Raw genomic sequence first — 26,560 nt, forward strand, 5'->3', positions numbered from 1 at the left:
AGCGAGTCCTTCACGGCGTTCATGCTGTTGGCGGTGGCGGTCTGGTTCTTGGACATCGCCCAGATGGCGCCGTTGTCCTTGGCGCTACCGACCTTCTTGCCGGTATTGATGCGTTGTTGGACGGTCTGCAGTTCGGCGTTCGTCGAGTTCAGGTTCTGCAGGGCGATCAGGGCCCCAGCGTTCGTGTTGATGCTGTTCAGCGCCATAACGAAACAACTCCTATTCGAGGTGTTCCGGCGTCGTTTTGACGGCCGGTGGGCATTTTACCCACAGCCAGTATCCAAGCTTTAGCTTTCTACTTCGTTGAGGAAATAATGCCGCATGCTTAAGATAAGGAACTATTTTGTTAATGATCAAATGAGCAGAAAGCACAAATTCGACCTGACAAAGAGTCGTCATTGTCTCAAAATGGCACAACTAATCTGCAACTCTTTGCCCGCGCAGACTCACTTGATTCAGCGCGATTGACCCGCGGAGAGTCTAGGCGATTCCGGCGCGCCGACGCTCGCGCGGCAGGGCCGAAACCCTTGCGCGGAAGGGCTCAAGCACCCGACCGAACGCACAGCCAGCGCTCAGCGACCGGCCAGATATAGGCGGCGCGACCGATAGGGCTTGGCGACCGCGCGCAGGGTCATGACGAAGACCAGGGCCTTCCAGAGCTCGAACAGGAAACTGAACCGACGACGCATCGAGAGACTCCTTTTCCTAACTCAACGAAGAAAAGGCCGACCGGCTCCCGGGAGGGGAAAGGAACCGGCCGGCCTCTCGATGGCCGGTCGCGGGGAAGCGGCCGGCCTACAGCGTTGTGACTTGGATCAACCGTGCAGCTTGATGGCGGTCTCGGCGATCTTGCGGCCCTGGTAGCGGGCGCCGACCAGTTCGTTCTCGCTGGGCTGACGCGAACCGTCGCCGCCGGCGATGGTGGTCGCGCCGTAGGGGCTGCCGCCGGTCACCTCGTCCAGAGTCATCTGGCCGGCGTGGCCATAGTCCAGGCCCACGATCGTCGTGCCGAAGTGCAGCAGGTTGGTGATGATCGAGAACAGGGTGGTCTCCTGGCCGCCGTGCTGGGTGGCGGTCGAGGTGAAGGCCCCGCCGACCTTGCCGTGCAGCGCGCCGCGCGCCCACAGGCCGCCGGCGGCGTCGAAGAAGGCGGCCATCTGCGAGGCCATGCGGCCAAAGCGGGTCGGGGCGCCGACGACGATGGCGTCGTAATTGGCCAGATCCTCGACCGAAGCGATCGGGGCTTCCTGGTCGAGCTTGAAGTGCGCGCCCTTGGCGACGGCTTCCGGAACGGTTTCCGGAACGCGCTTGATGTCGACGGTCGCGCCGGCTTCCCGCGCGCCTTCCGCGATGGCCTTGGCCATCGTCTCCAGGTGGCCGTAGGACGAATAGTAGAGAACCAGAACCTTGGCCATGACGGCCTCCTTGCCTTGAGATCAAAGGCGAGGACGTCGCGTCCCCGTCGTTGAGGAGGGTTTTGGCGCCGGTTTGGCTTGCGCGATATCCGAATAAAATCGTCTATTACGTTCTGATATTTCGAACGATGACGAGCTGAGATGAGCGAACCCGGAACCCCGACCCTGGACCAGCTGACCGTCTTTCTCGCGATCGTCGAGGCGGGCGGGTTCGCGGCCGCCGCGCGGCGGCTGAACCGGGCCAATTCGGTGGTCAGCTACGCGATCGCCAATCTCGAGGCCCAGTTGGGCCTGGCCCTGTTCGACCGCGCCGCGGCCAAGACCCCGGTCCTGACCGAGGCCGGCAAGGTGGTGCTGGCCCAGGCCCGGGTGATCGCCGGCGACGTCGCCAACCTGAAGGCCAAGGCCAAGGGCCTGCTGCAGGGCCTGGAGGCCGAGGTGCATCTGGTGCTGGACGTCATGCTGCCCGCGGCCCGGGTGGTCGACGCCTTGCGGGCCTTCCGCGAGTCTTTCCCGACCGTCACCCTGCGCCTGCATGTCGAAGGCCTGGGCGCGGTGACCCAGATGGTGCTGGACCGCGGCGCCACCCTGGGCGTGGCCGGGCCGCTGGACGTGGTCAACGGCGGCGACGAGCTGGTCACCATCGCCATCGGCTCGACCCTGCTGATCCCCGTGGCAGCGCCCAACCATCCGCTGGCCCAGGGTCCCAACCCGCCGGGCGCGGGCCGCGGCCACACCCAGCTGGTCCTGACCGACCGCTCCAAGCTGACCGAGGGCCGCGACTTCGCCGTCGCCAGCGCCCACACTTGGCGGCTGGGCGACCTGGGCGCCAAGCACATCCTGCTGAAGGAGGGCCTGGGTTGGGGCAACATGCCCGAGCCCATGGTCCGCGAGGACCTGGCGGCGGGCCGCCTGAAGCGCCTGGACATGCCCGAACTGGTCGAGGCGCGCTATCCGCTGCACGCGATCTACCGAGGGGACACGCCGCCGGGCCCGGCGACGGGGTTTTTGATCGGGCGGTTCGGGGCGCAAGCGGACTAAGGGCGGCCAACACCACCCTAGCAAACTAAACCGTGTCATCCCGGCCGGAGCGCGGAGCGCGGAGGGCCGGGATCCAGGGGCAACCGCGATGCGCCGGCCCCTGGGTCCCGGACAGCCTCTGCGAGGCTTCCGGGATGACACGGTGTTTGGAGTTTCAGTTAGGACTTCTTCCTCACCACCACCACCGGCTCGCCGGCGTAGTCCACGGTCGCGTCGGCCGCCGCGTCGAAGTCGGTCGGCTTGGCGCCCGCGCCGATGAAGCGGATCTTGAACGTCCGCTTGTCGACCATGCCGTCGAACTTGCCCGAGCGCGCTCCGATCGTGACCCGACCCGTAGCGTTGTCGAAGGCGATCGGGATGCGGCTATAGGCCCCGCGCTTGTAGGCCATCGACAGGCCGTCGTCCTCGTACAGCTCGTACTTGCCGTCCTTGCCCGTGTAGATCACCAGCGTGATCGGCAGGTCGGGCTTTTCGCCAACATACTGCTGGACGTCGGTGGTCGGCACGATCGCGCCGGCCTTCACGAACAGCGGCATCCGCGACAGCGGGGCCTCGGCCTTGATGGTCTGGCCGCCGGCATGGGCCTTGCCAGTCTCGAAGTCGTACCAGGTCGCGCCGGCCGGCAGGTAGACCTCGCGCGAGCGGGCCTTGAAGCTGGTCACCGGGGCGACCAGGAAGGCCGAGCCGTACAGGTACTCGTCATTGACGTCCCGGGCCTTCAGGTCGTTCGGGAAGTCCATGACCAAGCCGCGCATGATGCTGCCGTCGCGGTGATAGGTCTCGCCCGCCAGGGTCAGGGTGTAGGGCATCAGCCGGTAGCGGAGCTCATCGTACCAGGCGAGGCTGTTATAGACCTCGGTCCCCTTGTCGGCGAGATTCCAGATCTCGCGGAAGGGCTCCTCGCCGTGGCTGCGGAACAGCGGGCTGAAGGCCCCGAACTGGAACCAGCGCAGGTTCAGCTCCTGCCATTCGGGCCAGTGGGCCGCCTCCTTGTTCAGGTAGCGATCCTCGACCGAGAAGCCGCCGATGTCGGTGGTCCAGTTGGGCACGCCCGCCATCGACAGGTTCACCCCGGCCGAGATCTGGTCCTTCAGGTCGTCCCAACGGGCCACGACGTCGCCGCTCCACAGCGCCACGCCGTTACGCTGGATGCCGCCGAAGCCCGAGCGCGACAGGATGAAGGTGCGCTTGTCCGGGTTCAGCTGATGCTCGCCCTCGAACACCCCGGTGGTGTGGATCAACGGGTAGGAATTGAAGAACTCCGCGCCCGGACCGATCGCCGTCGGCCCCATGCGCAGGGTGCGCTCGGGGATGTCGAGGTTGGAGTGCATGTCCGGCTCGTCGCTGTCCATCCACCAGGCGTCGACGCCGAAGCCCTTCAGACTGTCCTTGACCTGGCGCCAGTAGATGTCGCGCGCCTCCTTAGTATAGGGGTCATAGAACGAGTTCAGATAGCCGGGGCCGACCCAGTCCAGCGCGCCTTGCTCGATATTGCGCTTGTACATGAAGCCCTTGGCGTCGAGCTCCTTGAAGTGTTGGGTCGTCGGGTAGAACTTCGGCCAGATCGAGATCATGAAGTGGGCGTTCATCCCGTGGACGTCGTCCAGCATCTTCTTCGGGTCGGGGAAGCGGGTCTCGTCGAACTTGTGGCTGCCCCAGCTGTCGTCTTTCCAGTAGCGCCAATCCATCACCACGTTGTCGATCGGCAGCTTGCGGTCGCGATACTCCTTCAGCACCCCGACGATCTGGTCCTGGGTCTCGTAGCGCTGGCGGCTCTGCCAGAAGCCATAGGCCCAGCGCGGCATCGCCTCGGCCTTGCCGGTCAGCTCGCGATAGCCGCTGACCACCTGGTCGAGATTGTCGCCGGAGACGAAATAGTAGTCGATGGCGTGGGCCACGTCCGAGGTCAGGGTCAGCGACTTCTGCTGCGCGGCCGCGATCGGGTCGTTGTGCAGCAGGGCGACGTAGCCGTCGTTAGGATCCCACTCGACGCGGACCTTGTGCCGGGTCCCGGCCTTCATCGGGGCGGTGAAGTTGTGGAACCACGGGTTCCAGTTCTGCCGCCAGCGGTCGATCTTCAGCTGGCCGTCGACATAGAGCTTGGCATAGCTGGACGAGTACAGCTTGAACTTCTGGACGCCGCTGGTCTTGGGCTCGACGAAGCCTTCCCAGACCACGGTCGCGCCCTTGACCGGCTTCTTGTCGGCGCCGGTCAGCTCGGCCGGCCACTTGGGCAGATCGTCCAGGTACTGGTAGTCGATGTCCGCCTCGGTGCGGGTCAGCTTCAGCTCGCCCTTGAGGTAGTACTTGGCCGTGAAGCCGCCGGCCTTGCCGGCCGCGTCGAAGATCTTCAAGTCGCGCGAGGCCAGGGCGTAGGGCGTAGGGTCGCCGAAGCGGGTGATGCCGTTGTTGTCCCACAGCAGGCCGTAGTTGCGGGTCGACAGCACGAACGGGACGGCGATGTCGCGATTGTACTGGGCCAGCTCGACGTCCTGGCCGTTGTAGTTCATCTGGCCGTTCTGGTGCTGGCCCAGGCCGTAGAAGGCTTCATCCGTAGACGGATTGAATCGCTGGCTGACGGCGTAGAAGCCCTTGCCGTCGATGGTCAGGGGCTTGAAGGCTTGGCGGCCCTGCTCGGCCAGGACGGTCTTGCCGGCCGCGTCCTTGAACGACACCGCGCCGGTGGCCAGGGCGACTTCCGCCGTGGCCTTGCCGGCCTTCAGCACCACCTTGCCGGCCGTCTGTTCGACGGTGAAGCCGGAGGTCTTCGGCGGGGCGACGACCTGCAGGCTGGGCGGAACGTCGATCGCATCGGTGGGCGAGGCCGTGACGTGGATCGTCCGGTCGTTCATCACCTGCAGGCGGATCTTCTTAGCCGGGCCCGAGGCCGGGGTGACGACCACGCCGTCGGCGGTCTTCTCGAAGCCGCCGTCGAGGGCAAGGGCCGAGGTGGAAGCCAGCAGGGCGAGGCTGAAAGCGGAGAGGGCGAGAATACGCATTGGCGAGCTTCCGTCAGTAGGTGGCGAGCTTGACCCGCAGGATCTGCGAGCCGCCGGTGAAGTTGAGGCCGTAGTCGGTCTGGTCGCCGTTCCAAAGACGCTCGAAGACCCATTGGCCGTTCTCGAAGTGACCTTCCTCGACCCGGGCCAGTATCATCGCCTTGCCGTCCCCCTTTTCCTTAGAGTCGGAAGCGGCGCGGCCAAATTCGATGCGGACGTTGCGGCCGGTGACCAGGAACTCGTCGGGGGACAGCTGGGCGACGACACCGCCGCCGTCGGGACCTTGCGGGCCGGGCGGGCGGTCCTTCAGCCAGGCCCAGTCCGAGGCCCCGAACTGCCACTTGCCGTAACGCAGGGTCACGGTCCAGGCGCCCAGGGTCGCGGACTGGGGCGCGCGGTCGTCGGGCTCGGCGCCGCCGAACACCTTGCCCTCGAACGACAGCTTGGCCCACTCGCGGGCCATGCCGCCCAGCAGGCGGTAGTTGGCGGCGAAGGCCTCGACCGTCGTCTCGTCCAGCTTGGCCGCGCCCAGCGGGAAGTTGGCGTAGCCGGTATAGTCCATGCCGAACGGCGAGAAGCCGATGGCCTGCTTGCCCAGGGCCTCGAACACGTAGCGGGCATAGACCTGGTCGTTGCCGGTCTCGGCCACCAGCAGGGCGTTGTCGGGCCGCTTGTAGTGGTTCAGGGCCGCCGAATACTTGACCGACTCCTTCATGTAGATGTCGGGCGCGATCAGGTCGATCGAAGGCGCGGCGGCCTTCCAGACGTCCAGCACGTTGTCGGTCGGGCCGCCGGCCGAATAGCTCTTGGGCTCACCCGGCTTGATCGGATCGCGCAGGGCGGCGTTGACGTACATGGGCAGCGGATAGACCGCCTTGCCGGCCGCGGCGACCTGGTCGACGAAGCGGCCGATGTACCAGGCGTGGAAGTATTCGTCGGCATCCTTGCCGAACGCCTGGGCCCAGGTCCCGGGCTTGGCGCCCACGGCCTTGACCAGGGTCGCCGGCGCGGGACCGTCGAACAGCTTCTGGGCGGCGGGACCGAAGTCGCGGACGGTGCCGTAGGTGCCGGTCTCGTTCTCGACCTGGACCATGATCACGGTCCGGTCGGCCGCGTCCTTGGCCTTCAGGTGGGTCATCAGGGCCACGAAGGCCTTGCGGTCGGCGTCCAGCGTCGACTGGGCCAGCGGCGACATCGAATACGAGCGCTCGCCAGTTTCCTTCTTCAGGCGCGGGAAGCGCTTGTCGTCCAGCTTGACCCATTCGGGGGCGTAGGACGGCGAGGAGTTCTTCCAGGTGCCGAACCACAGCAAAACCAGTCGCACCTTGTGCTCGCGGGCCTGGTTCAGCAGCAGGTCGAGGTACGAGAAGTCGAACTTGCCCTCGACCGGCTCGATCTGCTCCCAGGCGATCGGGACCTGGACGGTGTTGGCGGCCATCTTCTCGATCGCCGGCCAGACCTTGGGCATCTGCGAAGGCCAGCCGCTGGAATTGTTGACCTGGGCGCCCAGCATCAGCCAGGGCGCGCCGTCGACCATCAAGGCGTGGCGACCATCCTTGGCGACCAGGCGCGGCGTTTCGCGATCGGCCGCGGCGGCGCTCGTCGCCAAGCCAGTGGCGAGAATCGAGGCCGCCCCGAGGGCCGCCCCCAAAGCCATAGTGAAGCGTGAAATCACCGTTCCGCCTCCTCCCGTCTATCGAGCGCTATTGTGGTAGCGCTACCAGTTTTATTTGTCGGACTATTGCCCCGCAGAGCGGCGTTGACAGGTCCAGAGCCACGGTTCTCATCGGTCAAAAAAATCCGCGCACCGCCGCAGGTGACGATGCGCGGGAAAAGACGCCGCGCGGCCTCGGGGAGAGGTTGCCGCGCGAAGCACGGAAAGGGCGATGAGACCCGCTCCATGCCGCCGATCCGGTAATGGCCCCGGCCCGGCTGAGCTTGTCTGAGTATAATCACATTATTCAGACCAGCAAGCGGATTTGATAGCGTTGTCATTTGCGCTCGGACGGTCCTAGGAGGCCAGCGGATCGGCCTTGCAGGTGGCGGCGATGAAGGCGTCATGGCTGGGCAGGCCCGAGGCGATGCCGGCGATTTTCCGACCCATGCCGTGCAGCCGGTTGGCCACGTCCGCATAGGCCGGCACATCGGCCAGGTGGTCGTAGTCGCGCGGCGCGATCCCCTGGCCCAGGAACACCGCCAGCCAGCTGGGCTCGGCGAACAGCTGGTCGTCGAAGCGCGCGATCTTGGCGCGGTTGCGGAACAGCTCGATCTTGTGACCCAGGCTGTCGGGGATGGTCATCGTCCGGCAGTGGTTCCACAGCGGCGAGTCGGTCCGTTCGGTGGCGTGATAGTGCAGGATGATGAAGTCCCGGATCTGCTCGTATTCGATCTGGGTGAGGCGGTTGTATTCCAGCTCGGCCGCCGGGTCGTGGCCGCCCAGCGGCAGCAGCGACAGCAGCCGCATCGCGCCGGATTGCACCAGGTGGATGCTGGTCGATTCCAGGGGCTCCATGAACCCGCCGGCCAGGCCCAGGGCGACGACGTTCTTGCTCCAGCTTTTCTTGCGGCGGCCGGCGGTGAAGCGCAGCGGACGCGGGTCGGCCTGCGGCTTGCCATCCAGGCTTTCCATCAGCACCTTGGCGGCCTCATCGTCGCTGATGAAGCTGCTGCAATAGACGTGACCGTTGCCGATCCGGTGCTGCAGCGGGATGCGCCACTGCCAGCCGGCGGCCCGCGCCGTCGCCCGCGTATAGGGCGTCATCGGCGAGACGCTCTCGCACGGCACGGCCAGGGCCCGGTCGCAGGGCAGCCAGTGGGACCAGTCCTCGAACCCGGCCTCCAGGGCCTGCTCGATCAGCAGGCCGCGGAAGCCCGAGCAGTCGACGAAGAAGTCGCCCTCGACCCGCCGGCCGTCGGCCAGGGTCAGGCCCGAGACGAAGCCGTCTTCCGGACGCAGCTCGACCTTGGCGATCTTGCCCTCGGTGCGTTTGACGCCCCGCGCCTCGGCATAGGCCCGCAGGTACTTGGCGTAGAGCCCGGCGTCGAAGTGGTAGGCGTAGCCCATGCCCGGCACGCCCGGCGGCAGCTCCTTGGGCGGCACGGCGAACTTGCCCAGTCGCGCGGCTACGGTGGCCATGGCGTAGTCGTCCAGCGATCCGCCCTCGCCCTGGGCGCGCAGCCGCAGCCAGTAGTGATGGAAGCCGACACCCTCGAAGGCCTCGCCATAGGCGCCGAACGGGTGAAAGTACTGGTCGCCCAGCTTGCCCCAGTCGCGAAACTGGATGCCCAGCTTGAAGGTCGCCTGGGTCTTCCTGATGAAGTCGAACTCGTCGATGCCCAGCACCTGGTTTAGGAACTGGATCGGCGGGATGGTCGCCTCGCCGACGCCGACCGTGCCGATCTCCTCGGACTCGACCAGCTCGATCTCGGCGACGCGGCCCTTCAGGGCCTGGATCAGGGTCGCCGCGGCGATCCAGCCGGCCGTGCCGCCGCCGACCACCACGAACTTGCGATAGGGTTGGGCGGCCATGGGCGTCTCGTCGGAGTGTGAAGCGCTGTCATCCCGGCCCAACGCGCGGCGCGCCTGGCCGGGATGACAGGTGTAGGGGTGTCTAAGGTCGCCGCCTAGAAGGTCCCGCGGAGGACGATCGAGTAGCGACGATCCGCCGTGACCCAGTTGTGGGCCGTCAGACCCTCTTCGGGCCGCCCCGGATAGCTGACCAGGATCTTGGTCTTGCTGTTGCCGAGGTTCGCCGCCTGGAAGCCGATCTTCAGCGAGTCGTTGATGGTATAGAACACCGAGCCGTCCAGCTGACCGTAGTCGTCGTACCAGGCCGGGATGTTGATGTTCGCGGCCGTGGTGGTCAGCAGGTAGCGCTCACGCCAGTTGTAGGCCAGCCGCGCCGAGACCTTGCCCAGATCATATAGCGCCGCGATGTTGTAGCTGGTCTTCGACATGCCCTCGAGCGGCAGGTCCACAGCGGCGCTGTTGGTGATCTGCGTGTTGTCGTAGGGGTTGGCCGACCCGTTCTGCGTGCCCTTGCTGTCGATATAGGTGAAGTTGGCCTGCAGGCCCAAGCCGCGCAGCGCGCCGGGCAGGAAGTCATAGTACTGCTGGTAGGCGACTTCGAAGCCCTTAACCTTGCCGTGGCCGGCATTGTACGGCTGAGTCACCAAGGCCGTGCGGGTCACGCCGTTGTTGGTGAAGCTGAGGTTGGTCGGGCTGTTGGCGATGAAGTTGTAGATGTCCTTATAGAACACCGTCGCTGTCACGCTGCCGGTCGGATTGAAGTACCACTCGTACGTCAGGTCGTACTGGGTCGAGCGGATCGGCTTCAGGTCCGGGTTACCGGCGTTGGCCGCGTACCGATAGACGCAGTTGGCCTGGAGACCGCTAGGGATGCTGCTCGAGCAGACGCCGCCGGTGATATAGCCGTTGGTGGCGCTGATCGTGTAGTTCGGCTGCAGCTGCTGGAAGTCCGGACGGACGATGGACTTGGCCGTCGCGAAGCGGACAAACATGTCCGGGGTGATCTTCAGGCGTACATTGAGGCTGGGCAGGACGCTCACATAGTCGCGACCGCCGTTGAAGGGGCTCTTGGCGCCGTTCGCGAACGCCCGGTCGGCGGCCGGGAGGTCGGAGCTGGTGCTGCCGTTGTTCGCCGTGAAGACCTGGAGGCCTTGGCTCTTGCTCTCGGTCTTGACGACGCGCAGGCCGATGTTGCCGTCGATCTCGCGCTCGTCGCCCCACAGCGAGACATCGTGGCCGAAGCGCAGCAGGCCGTAGGCCGCCAGCGTCTCTTCCTTCTGGTGGTTGGTGCTGCCCTTGCCGCCGAACTGCGACTGGTCCTCGAAGTCGCCGTTGAAGGGACGCCAGCCGCCGCCGTTCGCCGCCGCGATCTGTCCCAGCACGACCGAGTTGGCGCCGTAGTTGTTCACGAACGCCGCGCTCGGCATCACGAAGGCCGCCGGCAGCGTGGTCTTGCCGCGGAAATAGTTGTCGAAGGCGAAGACCCCGTAATTGCCCTGGTATTCTTTCAGCGCGGTGATCGGACCCGTCGCCGACCAGCTGGGCGCCACCGAGTCCCAGCGGTAGGCGGTCTCGCGGGTGGTCGCTTGACGGAAGGTGTGGCGGACGCCGAAGCGGAACGACTTCAGCCAGCTGCCTTCGTCGAAGTCATAGTTGCCGTCGAAGCGCTCGGCCCACTCGGCGGCGTCGTTGCGATCGTGGTGATCCATCGCCGCCTGCAGGTAGTAGTTGGCGGGGTTGGCCAGGAAGGCCTTATCGTTGTTGGCCGTGATCTTGGGCAGATCGCCGGTCAGGTCCAGGGTGGCCGGCAGGGTCGAGCCGTTCAGGGCGTTGAACGCGGTGTTATCGACCGTCTTGGTCTTGGCGTAGATGTACTGGATGTCGCCGGTGAACGACCACTTGTCGTTCGGATTGTACTTCACGTTCAGCGAGTAGTCCGAGGTCACCGAGCTGCGATCGGCGAAGCGGGTGTCGATCAGCGACGAACCCAGGCTCGTGCCGCCGGTCGAGTCGGCCATCGTGCCCTTCACGAAGTGGCCGGTATCATTATAGGTGAAGCTGGTCCCAGCCATCGGGCCATTGTTCGTGCCGGGATTAAAGCCGTTGGCGCGCTCGGTCGAGGCCTGCGAAGCCGACGAGCGCAGGAAGTGCAGGGTGGCCTCCCACTGCTCGTTGGGGCGCCATTGCAGGGCGGCGTCGATGCCCTTGCGCTCGCGCTCGAAGTCCAGGCTGCGATAGCCATAACCGCCGGGGACATACACCGTCTTGCCCGGAACCAGGTTGGTGCGGACGTTGTACGGATCGACCGACATGGTGTCGGTGCGGCTGCTCAGCTTCGAGTCGGACAGGTCGATCAGGAAGCCCAGCTCGCCGAACTTGGTGTCCCAGCGGTCGCTGTAGAGGATTGAGCCGCTCGGCTGCCATTCCTTGGCCAGGTCGCCCCAGCTGGCGTCGAGCGAATAGGCCACGATGCGCTTCTTGGAATCGAAGGGCATGCGGGTGCGCAGGTTGACGGTGCCGCCCACGCCGCCTTCGATGATGTCGGCGGACGGGTTCTTGTAGACGTCGACGCCGAACATCAGCTCAGGCGGCACGTCTTCGAAGCTCAGGGTGCGGCCGGCCTTGGCCGAGAAGCTGTCGCGGCCGTTCAGTTCGCCGCGGACCCAGCTGAGGCCGCGAACCTGCACGCCGCTGYCCTCGACGGAAATCCGGTCAGCGTCGCGGCCGTCCGACGTGCGGCCGATGGTGACGCCCGAGACGCGCTGCAGGGCCTCGGTGACGCTACGGTCCGGCAGGGCGCCGATATCGGTGGCGGTGATCGAGTCGACCAGCTGCTCTGCGTTCTGCTTGAGCTTCTGGGCCGACTGGATCGCGGCGCGCTGGCCGGTGACCACCACCTCTTCGACGACGTCGTTCTCCTTCGGCGCGGTCTGGGTCTGCGCCTGCGCCATGGCCGGCGCGGCAGCGCAGAGCACGAGCGCCGAAGCGCCAGCGAGCATGAATTTGCGATGAGACGAATTGAGGCGCTGCATGGCCGGTTCCCTTCCCCCTGTTTGAGAGCCGTCCCGGTCCGTTCTAGGGCGTCCGGTGACGTGCGGCGGCTGGCGCCGCGTGCTCCATATCGGTAGCTATAATCGTATAATTGCGACCTTCAAGGCGAAATTGATAGCGCTATCATTTCACCGGCGAAACGCGATTTTTCCGCCACACCCCTAAGCTACGGTTGCAAATTGGCGGTTTCACGCTTGGGAAAACCGGAAGCGCTTCCATCTTTCCCCCGACATTGCGTCGATCATTATTATATTATAAATGGCGACTAACACGATGCGGATCGGTCCCTGCGGCCGGCGTTAGGGACGGATTATGAGCGACGGGAACGCGGGCAAGCGCCTGCGCAGCGGCGGCACTTACGGCAAGCTGGATCGGGACGGGTTCATCCATCGCAGTTGGATGAAGAGCCAGGGGCTTCCCGACGACGTCTTCGACGGCCGCCCGGTGATCGGCATCTGCAACACGTGGTCGGAAATCACCCCTTGCAACGCCGGCCTGCGCGAGATCGCCGAGCACGTGAAGCGCGGCGTCTGGGAGGCCGGCGGCCTGCCGCTGGAGTTCCCCGCCATGTCGCTGGGCGAGACCCAGATGCGGCCGACGGCGATGCTGTTCCGCAACCTGCTGTCGATGGACGTCGAGGAGTCGATCCGCGGCAATCCGATCGACGGCGTCGTGCTGCTGGGCGGCTGCGACAAGACCACGCCGGGCCAGCTGATGGGCGCGGCCAGCGTCGACCTGCCCACCATCGTCGTCTCCTCGGGTCCGATGCTGAACGGCAAGTTCCGCGGCAAGGACATCGGCTCGGGCACCGACGTCTGGAAGTTCTCGGAGGCCGTCCGGGCCGGTGAGATGTCGCTGGCCGACTTCATGTCGGCCGAGAGCGGCATGAGCCGCTCGCCGGGCACCTGCATGACCATGGGCACGGCCTCGACCATGGCCGCCATCGTCGAGGCGATGGGCCTGTCCCTGCCCTACAACGCCACCATCCCCGCCGTGGACGCCCGTCGCCGGGCGATGTCGCACGAGACCGGCCGCGTGATCGTGGACATGGTCAAGCAGGGCCGGACGCTATCTCAGGTCGCCACCCGCGCGGCGTTCGAGAACGGCCTGCGCGTCCACGCCGCGATCGGCGGCTCGACCAACGCCGTCGTCCACCTGCTGGCCCTGGCCGGCCGCCTGGGCGTCAAGCTGGACCTCGAAGACTTCGACCACCTGTCGCGCCACGTGCCGCTGCTGGTCGACCTGCAGCCGTCGGGCCGGTTCCTGATGGAAGACCTGCACTACGCCGGCGGCCTGCCGGCGGTGATGAAACAGCTGGAAGCGGTGCTCGACCCCGAGGCCCCGACCGTCGCCGGCCACCGGATCGGCGCCCAGTACGAGAGCGCCGAGGTGTTCAACGCCGAGGTCATCCGCACGATGGACGCGCCGGTGAAGCCCGACAGCGGCATCTGGGTGCTGCGCGGCAACCTGGCCCCCGGCGGGGCGGTGATGAAGCCCAGCGCCGCGTCACCCGAACTGCTCAGCCATCGCGGCAAGGCCGTGGTGTTCGAGACCATCGAAGACTTCCGCGCCCGCATCGACGACCCGGACCTGGATGTCGACGAGACCTCGATCCTGGTCTTGAAGGGCTGTGGTCCCAAGGGCTATCCGGGCATGCCCGAGGTCGGCAACATGCCGCTGCCTCGCAAGCTGCTGGAAAAGGGCGTCAAGGACATGCTGCGCATCAGCGACGCCCGGATGAGCGGCACCGCCTATGGCGCGGTGATCCTGCACGTCTCGCCCGAGTCGGACGCCGGCGGCCCGCTGGCCGTGGTCCGCGACGGCGACGAGATCGTGTTCGACGGCCCCAGCCGTGTGCTCAACCTGGCGATCAGCGAGGGCGAGCTGGAAAGCCGCCTGGCCGCCTGGCGCGCCGACCGGCCGGCCCCGAAATACACGCGCGGCTACGCCAAGCTCTATGTCGACCACGTGCTGCAGGCCGACCAGGGCGCTGACCTCGACTTCCTGGTCGGGGCCTCGGGCTCGGTCGTGACCCGCGAGAGCCACTGATGGACCAGGACGTCGTGATCGTCGGCGACTGGGGCACCTCCCGCCTGAGGCTCTGGCTGCGCCAGGGCAAGAGCGTGATCCATCGCCGCGACGGCCCCGGGGTCTCGGCCCTGACCGACACGCCGGAAAAGACCTTCCTGGACCTGGTCGGCGACTGGCGCGAGGCCGGCCCGACCGGAGCCCTGCTGTGCGGCATGGTCGGCTCGCGCATCGGCTGGGTGGAAGCGCCCTATGCCGCCTGCCCGGCCGACCCGGTCGCAGTGGCCGACAAGACCATCCGCATCGAGGCCGCCGGCCTGCCGGTGACGATCGTCCCGGGCCTGTCCTGCGCGAACCCGCTGGGCGGTCCCGACGTGATGCGCGGCGAGGAGACCCAGGTGTTCGGGGCCCTGGCCCTGGACGAGGCCTTGCGGACCGGCCGCCACCTGCTCGTCCTGCCCGGCACCCACAACAAGTGGACCGTGGTCGAGGACGGCAAGATCATGAGCTTCGTCACCGCCCCGGTCGGCGAGACCTTCGCCCTGCTGAAACAGCATTCGACCCTGGCCGCCGGCGGCGGATCCCAGGCCGACGGCTCGGCCGAGGGCTTCGCGGAAGGTCTGGCGCGGATCGCCGAACATGGCGCCCAACGCCTGACTCACCTGATGTTCGAGACGCGCGCGCGCCAGCTGCTCGAGGACATGTCCTCGGCCGACGCGATGGGATTTCTCTCGGGCCTGCTGATCGGCGCGGACGTCGCCGCCGCCCGCGACTGGTTCGGCCCCATGGACGCCGTGACCGTAATCGGCGCCGGCGCCCTCAGTGACCTCTATGCCCACGCCCTGGCCAAGGTCGGCGTCGCGACGAACACTGTCGGTGGCGACGCGGCCGTGCTCGCCGGGCTGTCGGCGATTTCCAGATCTCAACAGAAGTGACGCTTATGACCGACGCCGCCCCGCCCCCCATCGTGGCCATCCTGCGCGGCGTGAAGCCGGACGAGGTGGTCGACATCGCCGCCGCCCTGGTCGGCGCCGGGATCCAGGCGATCGAGGTGCCGCTGAACTCGCCCTACCCGCTGGAGAGCATCCAGCGCCTGTGCGAGGCCTTCGGCGACAAGGCCCTGTGCGGAGCCGGCACGGTGCTGACGCCCCAGGCTGTCGACGACGTCGCCGCGGCCGGCGGCAAGCTGATCGTCACGCCCAACACCGATCCCGAGGTCATCGCCCACGCCGTGGCGCTGGGCCTGACCGTCATGCCCGGCTTCGCCACGCCCTCGGAGGCCTTCGCCGCCGTCAAGGCCGGGGCCAAGGCGCTGAAGCTGTATCCGGCCGGCTCGTTCGGCCCGGGTCACATCAAGGCCGTCAAGGACGTGCTGCCCAACCACATCCTGGTCTACGCCGTCGGCGGCGTGGGCGCGGCCAATCTCGAACCGTGGCGCGCGGCCGGCGCCGCCGGCATCGGCGTCGGCGGCGAGCTCTACCGTCCGGGCTATACCGCCCAGGAGGTCGGCCAGCGCGCCGCCGCCCTGGTCGCGGCCTGGAACGCCGGCTAGCCGGCCTGACCGGCCGCTAACGATAAAAGCCCACAAAGGGGGAGGAACATGAACCTAGCAGCCATCGATATCGCGGTGCTCGCGGTCTACGCGGTCGCCATCTTCGGCCTCGCCCAGTGGGTGTCGCGCGACAAGGGCGGTCACGAGAAGGACTCGACCGACTACTTCCTGGCCGGCAAGGCCCTGCCCTGGTGGGCGATCGGCGCCTCGCTGATCGCCGCCAACATCTCGGCCGAGCAGATCATCGGCATGAGCGGCTCGGGCTACGCCATCGGCCTGGCCATCGCGTCCTACGAATGGATGGCGGCCCTGACCCTGCTGATCGTCGGCAAGTACTTCCTGCCGGTGTTCCTGAAGAACGGCGTCTACACCATGCCGCAGTTCCTGGAGCAGCGGTACGGGCCCAGCGTGCGGACCCTGATGGCCGTGTTCTGGCTGGGCCTCTACGTCTTCGTCAACCTGACCTCGATCCTGTGGCTGGGCTCGATCGCCATCCACACCGTCACGGGCCTGGACCAGATGTGGGCCCTGGCCGCCATCGGCGCCTTCGCCCTGGCCTATCAGATCTGGGGCGGGCTGAAGGCCGTGGCCCTGACCGACATTGTCCAGGTGGCCTTGCTGGTCACCGGCGGCCTGATCATCGCCTGGCTGTCGCTGGGCAAGATCGGCGGCGGCGACGTGCTGGCCGGCTTCCACCAGCTGACCACCCAGTTCCCCGAGAAGTTCGACATGATCCTGTCGAAGGACAACCCGCACTACAAGGACCTGCCCGGGATCGCGGTGCTGGTCGGCGGCCTGTGGATCATGAACATCAGCTACTGGGGCTTCAACCAGTACATCATCCAGCGCGCGCTCGGCGCCAAGGACCTGAAGGAAGCCCAGAAGGGCATCGCCATGGCGGCCTATCTGAAGCTGCTGATGCCGGTGATCGTGGTGTTGCCGGGCATCGCCGCCCTCGTTTTGGCGCCGCAAGGCATCAAGCCCGACCAGGCCTATCCGGAGATGATGAAGCTGCTGCCGCCCGGCCTGCTGGGCCTGGTGTTCGCGGCCCTGGTGGCGGCGATCGTCGCCTCGCTGGCGGCCAAGATCAACTCGATCGCCACCATCTTCACCCTCGACGTCTACGCCAAGGCCCGCCCGGGCCAGAGCGAGCGCCAGCTGGTCACCGTCGGGCGCATCACCGCGATCGTCGCGGTGATCATCGGCATCTTGACCGCCAAGCCGCTGCTGGGCGGGGCCGAGCAGGCGTTCCAGTTCATCCAGGAGTTCACCGGCTTCTTCACGCCGGGCATCGTGGTGATCTTCATCCTGGGCATGTTCTGGAAGAAGGCGACCACCGCCGGCGCCCTGACCGCCGCCATCGGCTCGGCCGTCCTGTCGGCGCTGTTCTGGTACCTGCAGGAGCAGGCGATCTACACCATGCCGTTCATGAACCGCGTGGGCGTGGTCTTCCTGCTGTCGTTGGCCGGGGCCGTGCTGGTCTCGCTGGTCGCGCCGCAGAAGAAGGTCGTCAGCGTCGTGACGCTGGAAGGGGTCAGCTACAAGACCTCGACCGGCTTCAATATCGCGGGTGTCGGGGTCATCCTGATCCTGATCGCGCTCTACGCCACCTGGTGGTGAGCAAGGATGGGCGGCGTCCGAGTCGCCCATTTTTCCGTTTTGGTCAGACCACATGTCTGAACACCCTTGCCGAAACCGCGCCGCGAGGCTGTATTCAGCCGCAACCGCCGCGTTCGCGAACGGCGCAAACCAAGGTACAGAGCGGCGAAACCGTTTGTTTCACCGTCGCAGGAAAGAAGAGTAGCCGATGCGCACCCAGCCCGGCCTGAGTTTGACCTACGGTCTGGTCGAGCAACTTGGTCAGGCCATCGTGACCGGCGAGTACGTCGAGGTGGGCTTCCCGACCGAGGGCGAGTTGTCCAAACAGTTCGGCGCCAGCCGCACGGTGACCCGCGAGGCGGTCAAGATGCTGACCGCCAAGGGCCTGCTCAGCGCCCGCCCGCGCCACGGCACCGTGGTCGAGCCCGAGGCCGAGTGGAACATGCTCGACCCCGACGTGCTGCGCTGGCTGCTGGAGCGCAAGTTCAGCCTGCGCCTGCTGGCCGACTTCACCGAGATGCGGCTGGGCATCGAGCCGGCCGCCGCCGCCCTGGCCGCCCGCAACGCCGACGAGGCGGGGCTGGAAGAGATCCGCAAGGGCCTGCGCCGCATGAAGTCCGCCGCCGAGGGCGAGGATGACCCGCTGTCGGCCGACATCGCCTTCCACATCGCCATCCTCAGCGCGACCAAGAACCCATTCTATCGCGAGCTGCACGAGTTGGTGAACACCGCCCTGCGCATCTCGATCCGCTTCACCAACCGCATCAAGGGCCGCACCGCCTCGATCCCCTCGCACGAGGACGTGGCCGAGGCGATCATCGCCCGCGACGCCGACAAGGCCTCGGCGGCCATGCGCGAGATCATCGTCGACGTGCTGGAGCTGATCCGCGCCGCCTCGCCGTCGACCGAAAGCGAAGCGGCCCGCCGCGAGGCTTAAGGACGTTAAAACTGTCATCCCGGACAAGCGCGCAGCGCGCCGATCCGGGACCGCAAGAAACGCCGCGCCTGCCGCGGTCCCGGCTCTCCGCTACGCTGCGGCCGGGATGACATGTTCGAGAGGACCCCATGCAGACCCCCTACGTCGCCGCCGCCGACCGCTACGCGTCCATGCCCTACCGCCGCACCGGTCGCAGCGGCCTGGACTTGCCGGCGATCTCGCTGGGCCTGTGGCAGAACTTCGGCGGGGCCGACGTGTTCGAGACCGGCCGCGCCATCCTGCGCCGGGCCTTCGACCTGGGCGTCACCCACTTCGACCTCGCCAACAACTACGGCCCGCCCTACGGCTCGGCCGAGGAGAACTTCGGCAAGGTCCTGGCCACCGACTTCAAGGCCCATCGCGACGAGCTGGTGATCTCGACCAAGGCTGGCTGGGACATGTGGCCGGGCCCCTACGGCGGTGTCGGGGGGTCGCGGAAGTACCTGATCGCCAGCTGCGACCAGAGCCTCAAGCGGATGGGCGTCGACTATGTCGACATCTTCTACTCGCACCGCGTCGACCCCACGACGCCGCTGGAGGAGACCATGGGCGCCCTGGCCCAACTGCACCGCCAGGGCAAGGCGCTGTACGTCGGGATCTCGTCCTACTCGCCGGAACTGACCCGCCAGGCCCACGCCATCCTCAAGAGCGAGGGCGTGCCGCTGCTGATCCACCAGCCGTCCTATTCGATGCTCAACCGCTGGATCGAGGATGAGCTGCTGGGCGCCCTGGACGACCTGGGCGTCGGCTGCATCGCCTTCTCGCCGCTGGCCCAGGGCTTGCTGACCAACAAGTACCTGAACGGCGCGCCCGCGGACTCGCGCGCCGCCAAGAATGGGTCGTTCGGCGGCCACCTGCTGAGCCAGGACAATCTCGATCGCATCAAGGCCCTGAACGCGATCGCCCAGCGGCGCGGCCAGACCCTGGCCCAGCTGGCCCTGGCCTGGGTGCTGCGCGATCCGCGCGTCACCTCGGCCCTGATCGGCGCGCGCACGGTGGCGCAGTTGGAAGACTCGCTGGCGGCGCTGAACGGCCTTTCGTTCTCGCCCGAGGAGCTGGCCGAGATCGACCGCCACGCCTCGGAAGGCGGCGTCGACCTGTGGAAGGTGTCGTCGGACCTCACCTGAACGTGTCGACCGTAACCATAATAGCAAAGGTTTAATGTTCCGGCGGCTTGCCGAACCGAAACGTTCGCCTAAAGTTCCCCTCACGATGGACAAGGGTGACCCTTCCCTTTCTGATCAGGTCGATGGCCTCGACCGCCTCACCGAGCGTGAGCGGGAGTGTCTCCGACTCGTCGACCGCCACATGAGCTCCAAGGAGATCGCCCGCGAGCTGGGCCTCTCCAAACACACCGTCGACTGGCATCTGGACAAGGCGCGCCGCCGGCTCGGGGCGGCCGACCGCTACGACGCCGCGCGCCGGGTCTTCGACAGAGCGCACCACGGGGTCCATCAGGGGGGCGCCCCCCCTCCGATCGCGTCGGGGTCCGATCCGGCCCGGCTAGGCGAACGCCCTTCCTCACGGTCAGATGACCGCATCGAGGAAGGAGTTCCCAGTGAACGAATTGTCCCCCCAGCAAAACGAACTGACACCCCACCAGAAGGACGCGATCGGCCGCGCCGCTCACCTGCGCCAGGAAGTGTCGAGCTTCCAGAACATGTGGCCCCGGCTGAATTCGGCCGAGATGCTGCCCCCGATCACCTGGAGCGAGCTCGAGCGCCAGCTCCAGAGCCTCTCGGCCAGCCCGGCTGGCGCGGCGATGGTGCACGACCTGGTGGCGGCCACACGCAAGCAGGCTTCGTTCAAGCCCAACGAACTGGTGATGCGGGAGATCCTGTGCATCGCCAGCGCGGTGATGGACGAGACGTTCCTGTCGGACTCCTCCTCATCGGACTTGGAGGAGCAAGACCCAATCATCTGAGCCTGCCTCTGAGGCTGGCCTTCATCGCGGCCGTGATGATCGTGACCGCTTTCGCGTTCGGTTCGATCCTGGCGGGGCTCCACGCCCTGGAAGGTCTCTTCCCCTAAGACCGCATCGCCCGCGGAACCGGGCGAGCAATCCGACCATCATCAACATCTGGCAATGCGCCGACACCGTCGGCGTGAGGGAGACTTCGTATGCTCAAGCAACGCCGTGCGGCCGCCGAAACCGTGGCCGAAGCCCTGTTCGCCGCCGAAAAGGCCATCGACGCCGCCATCGCCACGACCGCCACCCTCGCCGCCCTGATGCCCAGCAGCCGCCAGGCCGCCAACCTGTCGGCCCTGATCGGCCAGGACGCCATCATGTCGGCCATCACCACGATGCAGGCCCTCGGCGTGGCGCGTGAAGGCATCGTCACCACCCACAAGCACCTGACGGTCGCCCAGCGCGACATCGGCCTTTCGGCCGTGTCCTTCGACGACGGCTTCGGCGAAGCGCCCGTCAAGCCGGAGGGCATGACCAAGACGCACGGTCGCCTGACCATCGCCGCCTAGAAAACCACTGTGCTCCTGGGCGCAACGCCAGATCCTCGCCGATCCCGGTCAGCGAGGATCGTTGCAATCTGGCGGAAAGACGCCACCCTGGCGCGATGTCGCCCCTTAGCTACCTCTACCAGTGGGCCAGTCTCGCCGCGCTGCTGATCGCGACCGGCGTGGCGCTATGGCGTGGCGGCTGGCCTGAACGCCTGGCTGGCGCCGCCATGATCCTCGCCTGGTTCGCCACCGGCTTTCTCTACAACAGCCATCAGCGGTTCGGGCCGCAGACCGCGGTGTTCCTGGTGGACGTGGCCCTGATGCTGGTGCTGCTGTTCATCGCCATGCGGTCGAACCGCTGGTGGCCGATGTGGGCATGCGGCTTTCACGGCCTGACCCTGACCCTGATGCTGGCCACCCTGGTCGATCCCAAGATTCCCAATCGCGCCAGCTTGATCGCCGGCGGCGGCGTCTTCAGCTACCTGACCATGGCCGCGCTGTTCTGCGGCGCTCTGCCGCGCCGGCGCCTGGCTCCGAAGTCCTCACACCCTGAAGCCCCGCTGACATAGCTTCGAACGCCTGCCTCACTCCCCCGCAGACGAGCCGGGGCGTTCCCTTCTCTCGCAAGCAGAGACGGGCAGCGCTTCGATTTTTATCGTCTTACGGCAAATTAACTCAGCAACCGTGGGTTTGTCGGCTAGAAGGCCACGGGCTTTCAACAGTGCTGGGGATGATCGTGCTTTACCGGATCAATGGGCGCCGCCCGAACTTGAGCGCGCTGGTCTTGGTCCTGGGCGTGAGCGCGATCGCGCTGTCAGGCTGCGGCGACAAGAAGCCGAAGACGGAGAAGGCTTCTCCGACCGCCTCTGCCACCGTCAGCGTCGCCCCGGTCTCCAGCCAGCCGATCTCGCGCCAGATCAACGCCACCGGCACCATCTCGCCGTGGGAAGAGGTGCCGGTCGGCGCCGAAACCGGTGGCCTGACCGCCGTGTCGGTCAATGCCGAGGAAGGCCAGATCGTCCGGGCCGGCCAGGTGCTGGTGCAGCTCAACGACAGCGTCATCGCCGCCCAGCTGCGCCAGCAGCAGGCTAGCGTCGCCAGCGCCAAGGCCACGCTGGCCGAGGCCCAGGCCGCCCTGGGCCGCGCCCGCGAGCTGCAGGCCAAGGGTTATCTGAGCCAAGCCTCGCTGGACACCGCCACCGCCAAGCAAGGCACAGCCGCCGCCAACCTGGCCGCCGCCGAGGCGTCCCGGGGCGAGACCGCCGCGCGCCTGGGACAGACCTCGATCCGCGCGCCGGTCGGCGGCCTGATCAGCCGCCGCAGCGTCACCAAGGGTCAGATCGTCACGTCCGGCAGCGAGCTGTTCCGCATCGTCCGCGACGGCCGCCTGGAGCTGGACGCCGAGATCCCGGAAACCGACCTGGCCTCGGTCAAGCCCGGCATGCCCGCCAAGATCTATTCCGAGAAGGTCGGCGAGATGACGGGCCATGTCCGCATCGTCACCTCCGAGGTCAACGCCACCAACCGCCTGGGCGTGGCCCGCGTGACCCTGTCGGCGATGGGCGGCTTCCGCCCGGGCATGTTCGCCCGCGCCACGATCGACGCCGGCGACCAGCCGGCCCTGGTCGTGCCCAGCGCCGCGGTGCTCTATCGCGAGAACCGGCCGGGCGTGTTCGTCGTTGACTCGGCCAAGAAGGTCCACTTCCGTCGCATCACCATCCTGGCCAACACCGGCGACCGCGTCGCCGCCACCGGCCTGACCGCCGGCGAGCGGGTCGTGGTCGATGGGGCCGGCTTCCTGGGCGAAGGCGATCTGGTCCGCGTGGGCCTCTCGCCCGCGTCCTCGTCGCCTTCCAAGCCCGCTCGCTGAGGACGCGCCCCATGCGCAACATTTCTTCCTGGGCGATCAAGAACCCGATCCCCGTCATCCTGCTGTTCATCCTGCTGACCATCGCGGGCGTGGCCGGCTTCAAGGGCATGCGGATCAACAACAACCCCGACGTCGACCTGCCGTTCGTCGTCGTCACGGCCGTGCGCCCCGGCGCCGCGCCCAGCGAGTTGGAGACCCAAGTCACCCGCCTGATCGAGGACTCGATCGCGGGCCTGGGCCAGGTGCGCCACATCAACTCCACCGTCGTCGACGGCGCCTCGACCACGTTCATCGAGTTCGAGCTGGGCGTGGACCACGAGCGCGTCACCAACGACGTGCGCAACGCCATGTCCAACCTGCGCGGCTCCCTGCCCCAGGACATGCAGGAGCCGATTGTCACCCGGATCGACATCTCGGGCGACCCGCTGATCACCTATGTCGTCAAGGCCCCGACCCTGACGCCCGAACAGCGCAGCTGGTTCGTCGACAACGACGTCAGCCGGGCCCTGCTGGCGCTGAAGGGCGTCGGCGAGGTCAATCGCCAGGGCGGCGTCAGCCGCGAGATCGAGGTCGCTCTCAATCCCGACCGCCTGGCCGCCCAGGGCGTCACCGCCGCCTCGGTCAGCCAGGCCCTGGTCTCGTCCAACGCCGACCTGCCCGGCGGCCGGGTGACCATCTCCGGCGCCGAGCGCGCCATCCGCACCCTGGGCGCGGCGGGTTCGGTCGAGCAGCTGCGCGAGACCCGCGTGCCCCTGCCCTCAGGCGGCACAGTGCGCCTGGCCGACCTCGGCGCGGTCACCGACCACTGGGCCGAGCCTCGCTCGCTGGCGCGCTTCGACGGCCAGGAAGTCGTGACCTTCAACATGATCCGCTCGCGCGGCGCCTCTGAGGTCCAGACCGCCGAGAAGGTCCGCAAGACCATCGAGAAGCTCGACAAGGAACATCCCGAGCTGCAGATCGAGGAGATCACCTCGAACGTGAAATACATCGAGGAGAGCTATATCGCCTCGATGGAAGCCCTGATCATCGGGGCCGTGCTGGCCGTGCTGGTCGTGCTGCTGTTCCTGCGCGACTGGCGCGCCACCCTGCTGTCGGCTGTCGCCATCCCGATGTCGCTGCTGCCGACCTTCGCGGTGCTGGCGCCGATGAACCAGTCGCTGAACGGCGTCACCCTGCTGGCCCTGTCGCTGACCGTCGGCATTCTCGTCGACGACGCCATCGTCGAGATCGAGAACATGGTCCGCCACATGCGCGGGGGCAAAAGTCCCTACGCGGCGGCCATGGAGGCGGCCGACGAGATCGGCCTGGCGGTCGTGGCCACCACCTTCACCATCGTGGCGGTGTTCGCCCCCGTCGGCTTCATGCCGGGCATCATCGGCCAGTTCTTCAAGGCCTTCGCCCTGGCCGCCTGTATCTCGGTGCTGTTCTCGCTGGTGGTCGCCCGCCTGCTGACGCCGCTGATGGGCGCCTACATGCTGAAGGCCGACCACAAGCACGAGGACAAGGACCCCGCATGGATGGGTCCCTACCTCAAGAGCCTGAACTGGGGCCTGCGCAATCGCTGGAAAGTGCTGGCGATGGGCATCCCGATGTTCGCGTTCTCGATCTTCCTGGCCACCCGCCTGCCGTTCGAGTTCCAGCCCCAGGCCGACCGCGGCCGGGCCGAGTTCTCGGTCGAGCTGCCGCCGGGCGCGACCCTGGACGAGACCGACCGCGTCGTGCAGCGCGTCACCCGCGAACTGCGCGCCCGTTCCGAGGTGATCAGCGTCTACGCCTCGGTCGGCGGCAACGCCGTCAACAAGGGCCAGATCACCGCCGACCTGACCGAAAAGGGCAAGCGGATCAGCCAGCAGGCGTTCAGCCGCCAGATGGTCGACAAGTTCGCCGAAATCCCCGGCGCGCGGATCGGCGCGGGCAGCAACAACGGCGGCGGCCCGTCCAGCGGCGGCAGCTACACCCTACGCCTGCTCAGCGACAACGGTCCGGCCCTGGAGGCCGCGGCCCGTAAGGTCGAGGCCGAGATGCGCGCCGTGCCGGGCCTGGCCCACGTGGTCAACACCGCCGCGATCGCCCGTCCCGAGATCGTCGTGACGCCCAAGCCCGACCAGGCCGCCCGCGCCGGCGTCTCGGCCGGAGCCATCTCCCAGGCCGTGCGCGTGGCCACGATCGGCGACGTCGACCAGAACCTGCCCAAGTACAATCTGGGCGACCGCCAGGTGCCGATCCGCCTGCGCCTGGACCAGAGCGCCCGCGAGGACATCGCTGTCCTGCAGACGCTGCAGGTGCCGTCGGCGACCGGTTCGGTGCCGCTGAACGCGGTGGCCGACGTGCGCTTCGGCGCCGGCCCCTCGCAGATCGACCGCCAGGACCGCTCGCGCGTGGCCACCATCACGGCCGAGCTGGACGGCATCGTCGTCGGCGACGCGGCCAAGCGCGTCCACGCCCTGCCCTCGGTCAAGACCCTGCCGAACGGCGTCAAGGAAGTGGCCGCCGGCGACGCCGAGTTCATCGCCGAGATGGTCAGCGGCTTCGTCGGCGCGCTGATCACCGGCATCCTCTTGATGTACGTCGTGCTGGTGCTGCTGTTCCGCAGCTTCGCCCACCCGATCACCATCATGGTCGCCCTGCCCCTGGCCATCGGCGGCGCCTTCGGTCTGCTGGTGTTGGCCCACTCCAGCTTCTCGATCTCGACCCTGATCGGGATCCTGATGCTGATGGGCATCGCGGCCAAGAACTCGATCCTGCTGGTCGAGTACGCGATCATGGCGATGAAGGAACACGGCATGGACAAGCGCACGGCGATCATCGACGCCGCGCACAAGCGGGCCCGGCCGATCCTGATGACCACCGTGGCCATGGGCGCGGGCATGCTGCCCACCGCCGTCGGCCTTGGCGCGGAAGTCGAGTTCCGGGCTCCGATGGCCATCGCGGTCATCGGCGGCCTGATCACCTCGACCCTGCTGTCACTGCTCTACATCCCGGTGGTCTTCATCCTGATGGACGGCCTGAAGACCCGCTCGGAACGCCTGATGCGCCGCATCTTCGGCGGCCACCACCACGTGGCGGTCACGAAGCCGGAACTGAAGGAAGCGGCGGAGTAGGGGATCCGCGTCGGACGCTGTCTCCCTCTCTCTGAGAGAGAGGGAGGGGCCCGCCGCGCAGCGGTGGGAGGGTGAGAGGTTACACTCTCTCCGAATAGAGCTCTGACGAAGACAACGGACGTTGATGACTGGCCGCGGCGGGAGTCCAGCTTGAAAGGTCTGATGGAAAAGCTCGGGATTTTCCGGCTGACGGTGAAACCTCTCACCCTCCCATCGCCATGGGCGATGGGCCCCTCCCTCTCTCTATGAGAGAGGGAACTTAGCTAACTCACCCCCGCAGCGCCTGGGCCACCACCGGCGCGAGCCGTTCGGCGATGATCCTCGCCCCCTCGGCGTTGGGATGGATGCCGTCGCGCTGCATGTAGCGCGAGACCCCGATCACGCCCGTGAAGAAGTCCGGCGCGAAGAACACGCCCTGCTCGCGCGCCAGCTCCGGATAGAGGGCCGTGAAGCGGCGGGCGTAGTCGACGCCCAGCAGGGCCGGGGCCCTGACTCCGGCGAGCACTACGCGGATGTTCCGCTCCTTCAGCCGCTGGACGATGGCCCGCAGGTTGGCGCGAGTCCACGACGGCTCGGCGCCCTGCAGCAGATCATTGCCGCCCAAGGCCACGACGCAGACCGAGGTTCCGGCCGGCACCCGCGCGACCCGGGACAGGCCGCCCAAGGTGGTGTCGCCCAGCGCGCCGAATCCGAAGACCCGCGCGTGCACGCTCATCTGGCCGAGCACCGATTGAAGCCGCGCGGGCAGGGCCAGGTCGCTCGCCACGCCCAGGCCCGCCGTGATCGAATCGCCCAGCAGGGTGACCAGCGGCGGAGACGGTGGCTTGAGGGCCCTTCCGTGCGGTGACGCGAGGGCGGCGCTTGGCGCGCCTAGGGCCAGAAAACCAGCCAGAAGACGACGACGATTAATGGTGTTGGATTGGAACTTCACCATGGTCGAAC

Annotated in this window: 18 protein-coding genes and 3 pseudogenes; 14 read left to right on the forward strand and 7 right to left on the reverse strand. The window is 67.1% G+C overall.

Translation table 11 applies throughout. The annotated features are described in order from the left end of the window. Together AC1DSO_RS15235 and wrbA are read right to left on the reverse strand one after the other, a co-directional pair. The coding region (locus AC1DSO_RS15235) for a flagellin N-terminal helical domain-containing protein (RefSeq protein WP_477069621.1) at positions 1–206 on the reverse strand (206 nt) is incomplete at its 3' end. Positions 207–815: 609 nt separating this feature from the next. Beyond that, the gene (gene wrbA / locus AC1DSO_RS15240) at positions 816–1,415 is read right to left on the reverse strand and encodes an NAD(P)H:quinone oxidoreductase (RefSeq protein ID WP_477069622.1); all 600 of its coding nucleotides are present in this window, start codon (positions 1,413–1,415) and stop codon (positions 816–818) included. Between the two features lie 141 nt (positions 1,416–1,556). Here wrbA and AC1DSO_RS15245 point away from each other — a divergent pair, with 141 nt between their 5' ends. Both AC1DSO_RS15245 and AC1DSO_RS15250 read left to right on the forward strand, forming a co-directional pair. After that, on the forward strand, positions 1,557–2,456 hold the full coding sequence (locus AC1DSO_RS15245) for a LysR family transcriptional regulator (protein ID WP_477069623.1): 900 nt from the start codon (positions 1,557–1,559) through the stop codon (positions 2,454–2,456). Positions 2,457–2,489: 33 nt separating this feature from the next. Further along, positions 2,490–2,604, forward strand: a pseudogene (locus AC1DSO_RS15250) (hypothetical protein); the annotation flags it as partial. Positions 2,605–2,614: 10 nt separating this feature from the next. On the opposite strand, the pseudogene AC1DSO_RS15255 reads toward AC1DSO_RS15250, so the two are convergent. The 4 genes and pseudogenes from AC1DSO_RS15255 to AC1DSO_RS15270 all read right to left on the reverse strand — a co-directional run bounded on the left by AC1DSO_RS15255 (position 2,615) and on the right by AC1DSO_RS15270 (position 12,016). Beyond that, positions 2,615–5,568: pseudogene (locus tag AC1DSO_RS15255) on the reverse strand (glycoside hydrolase family 31 protein). Continuing rightward, positions 5,469–7,112, reverse strand: a complete 1,644-nt coding sequence (locus AC1DSO_RS15260) for a GH35 family beta-galactosidase (RefSeq protein ID WP_477069650.1) — start codon at positions 7,110–7,112, stop codon at positions 5,469–5,471. The pseudogene AC1DSO_RS15255 and the gene AC1DSO_RS15260 overlap by 100 nt, the downstream one beginning before the upstream one ends. 354 nt (positions 7,113–7,466) lie before the next feature. Next, positions 7,467–8,984 carry a tryptophan halogenase family protein gene (locus AC1DSO_RS15265; protein WP_477069624.1) on the reverse strand — a complete coding sequence of 506 codons (1,518 nt, stop codon included), beginning with the start codon at positions 8,982–8,984 and terminating at the stop codon, positions 7,467–7,469. Between the two features lie 95 nt (positions 8,985–9,079). Beyond that, positions 9,080–12,016 (reverse strand): TonB-dependent receptor, encoded by a 2,937-nt coding sequence (locus AC1DSO_RS15270; RefSeq protein WP_477069625.1) that lies wholly within the window; start codon positions 12,014–12,016, stop codon positions 9,080–9,082. 331 nt (positions 12,017–12,347) lie between these two features. On the opposite strand from AC1DSO_RS15270, the gene AC1DSO_RS15275 reads away from it, so the two are divergent. The 12 genes and pseudogenes from AC1DSO_RS15275 (at position 12,348) to AC1DSO_RS15330 (ending at position 25,618) form a co-directional block, all read left to right on the forward strand. After that, complete coding sequence (locus AC1DSO_RS15275) at positions 12,348–14,084, forward strand: IlvD/Edd family dehydratase (RefSeq protein WP_477069626.1); 1,737 nt, start codon at positions 12,348–12,350, stop codon at positions 14,082–14,084. Beyond that, positions 14,084–14,998, forward strand: a complete 915-nt coding sequence (locus AC1DSO_RS15280) for a 2-dehydro-3-deoxygalactonokinase (protein WP_477069627.1) — start codon at positions 14,084–14,086, stop codon at positions 14,996–14,998. Before AC1DSO_RS15275 ends, AC1DSO_RS15280 begins: the two co-directional genes overlap by 1 nt. A 5-nt stretch (positions 14,999–15,003) precedes the next feature. Continuing rightward, positions 15,004–15,615, forward strand: coding sequence for a 2-dehydro-3-deoxy-6-phosphogalactonate aldolase (locus tag AC1DSO_RS15285; RefSeq protein ID WP_477069628.1), 612 nt, complete (start codon positions 15,004–15,006; stop codon positions 15,613–15,615). A gap of 48 nt (positions 15,616–15,663) precedes the next feature. After that, a complete protein-coding gene (locus AC1DSO_RS15290; protein WP_477069629.1) occupies positions 15,664–17,235 on the forward strand; it encodes a sodium/sugar symporter in 1,572 nt (523 codons plus the stop codon). A 187-nt stretch (positions 17,236–17,422) separates the two neighbouring features. After that, the gene (locus AC1DSO_RS15295; protein ID WP_477069630.1) at positions 17,423–18,151 is read left to right on the forward strand and encodes a FadR/GntR family transcriptional regulator; all 729 of its coding nucleotides are present in this window, start codon (positions 17,423–17,425) and stop codon (positions 18,149–18,151) included. A gap of 128 nt (positions 18,152–18,279) precedes the next feature. Beyond that, positions 18,280–19,317 carry an L-glyceraldehyde 3-phosphate reductase gene (gene mgrA / locus AC1DSO_RS15300; protein ID WP_477069631.1) on the forward strand — a complete coding sequence of 346 codons (1,038 nt, stop codon included), beginning with the start codon at positions 18,280–18,282 and terminating at the stop codon, positions 19,315–19,317. Positions 19,318–19,498: 181 nt separating this feature from the next. Next, a pseudogene (locus tag AC1DSO_RS15305) lies at positions 19,499–19,552 on the forward strand (hypothetical protein); the annotation flags it as partial. Between the two features lie 205 nt (positions 19,553–19,757). After that, on the forward strand, positions 19,758–20,114 hold the full coding sequence (locus tag AC1DSO_RS15310; RefSeq protein ID WP_477069651.1) for a hypothetical protein: 357 nt from the start codon (positions 19,758–19,760) through the stop codon (positions 20,112–20,114). A gap of 197 nt (positions 20,115–20,311) precedes the next feature. Then, positions 20,312–20,668, forward strand: a complete 357-nt coding sequence (locus AC1DSO_RS15315; RefSeq protein ID WP_477069632.1) for a hypothetical protein — start codon at positions 20,312–20,314, stop codon at positions 20,666–20,668. Positions 20,669–20,763: 95 nt separating this feature from the next. Next, positions 20,764–21,216, forward strand: coding sequence for a hypothetical protein (locus tag AC1DSO_RS15320; RefSeq protein ID WP_477069633.1), 453 nt, complete (start codon positions 20,764–20,766; stop codon positions 21,214–21,216). Between the two features lie 200 nt (positions 21,217–21,416). Then, positions 21,417–22,517: an efflux RND transporter periplasmic adaptor subunit gene (locus AC1DSO_RS15325; protein WP_477069634.1), complete on the forward strand. Its 1,101-nt coding sequence runs from the start codon at positions 21,417–21,419 to the stop codon at positions 22,515–22,517. 11 nt (positions 22,518–22,528) lie between these two features. Beyond that, complete coding sequence (locus tag AC1DSO_RS15330; protein ID WP_477069635.1) at positions 22,529–25,618, forward strand: efflux RND transporter permease subunit; 3,090 nt, start codon at positions 22,529–22,531, stop codon at positions 25,616–25,618. Between the two features lie 268 nt (positions 25,619–25,886). Here AC1DSO_RS15330 and AC1DSO_RS15335 read toward each other — a convergent pair whose 3' ends face one another. Continuing rightward, entirely contained in the window at positions 25,887–26,552 is a 666-nt protein-coding gene (locus AC1DSO_RS15335; RefSeq protein ID WP_477069636.1) for an arylesterase, read from the reverse strand. Between the last annotated feature and the right edge of the window lie 8 nt (positions 26,553–26,560).

The sequence above is a fragment of the Caulobacter sp. P4_E5 genome (assembly GCF_056401555.1).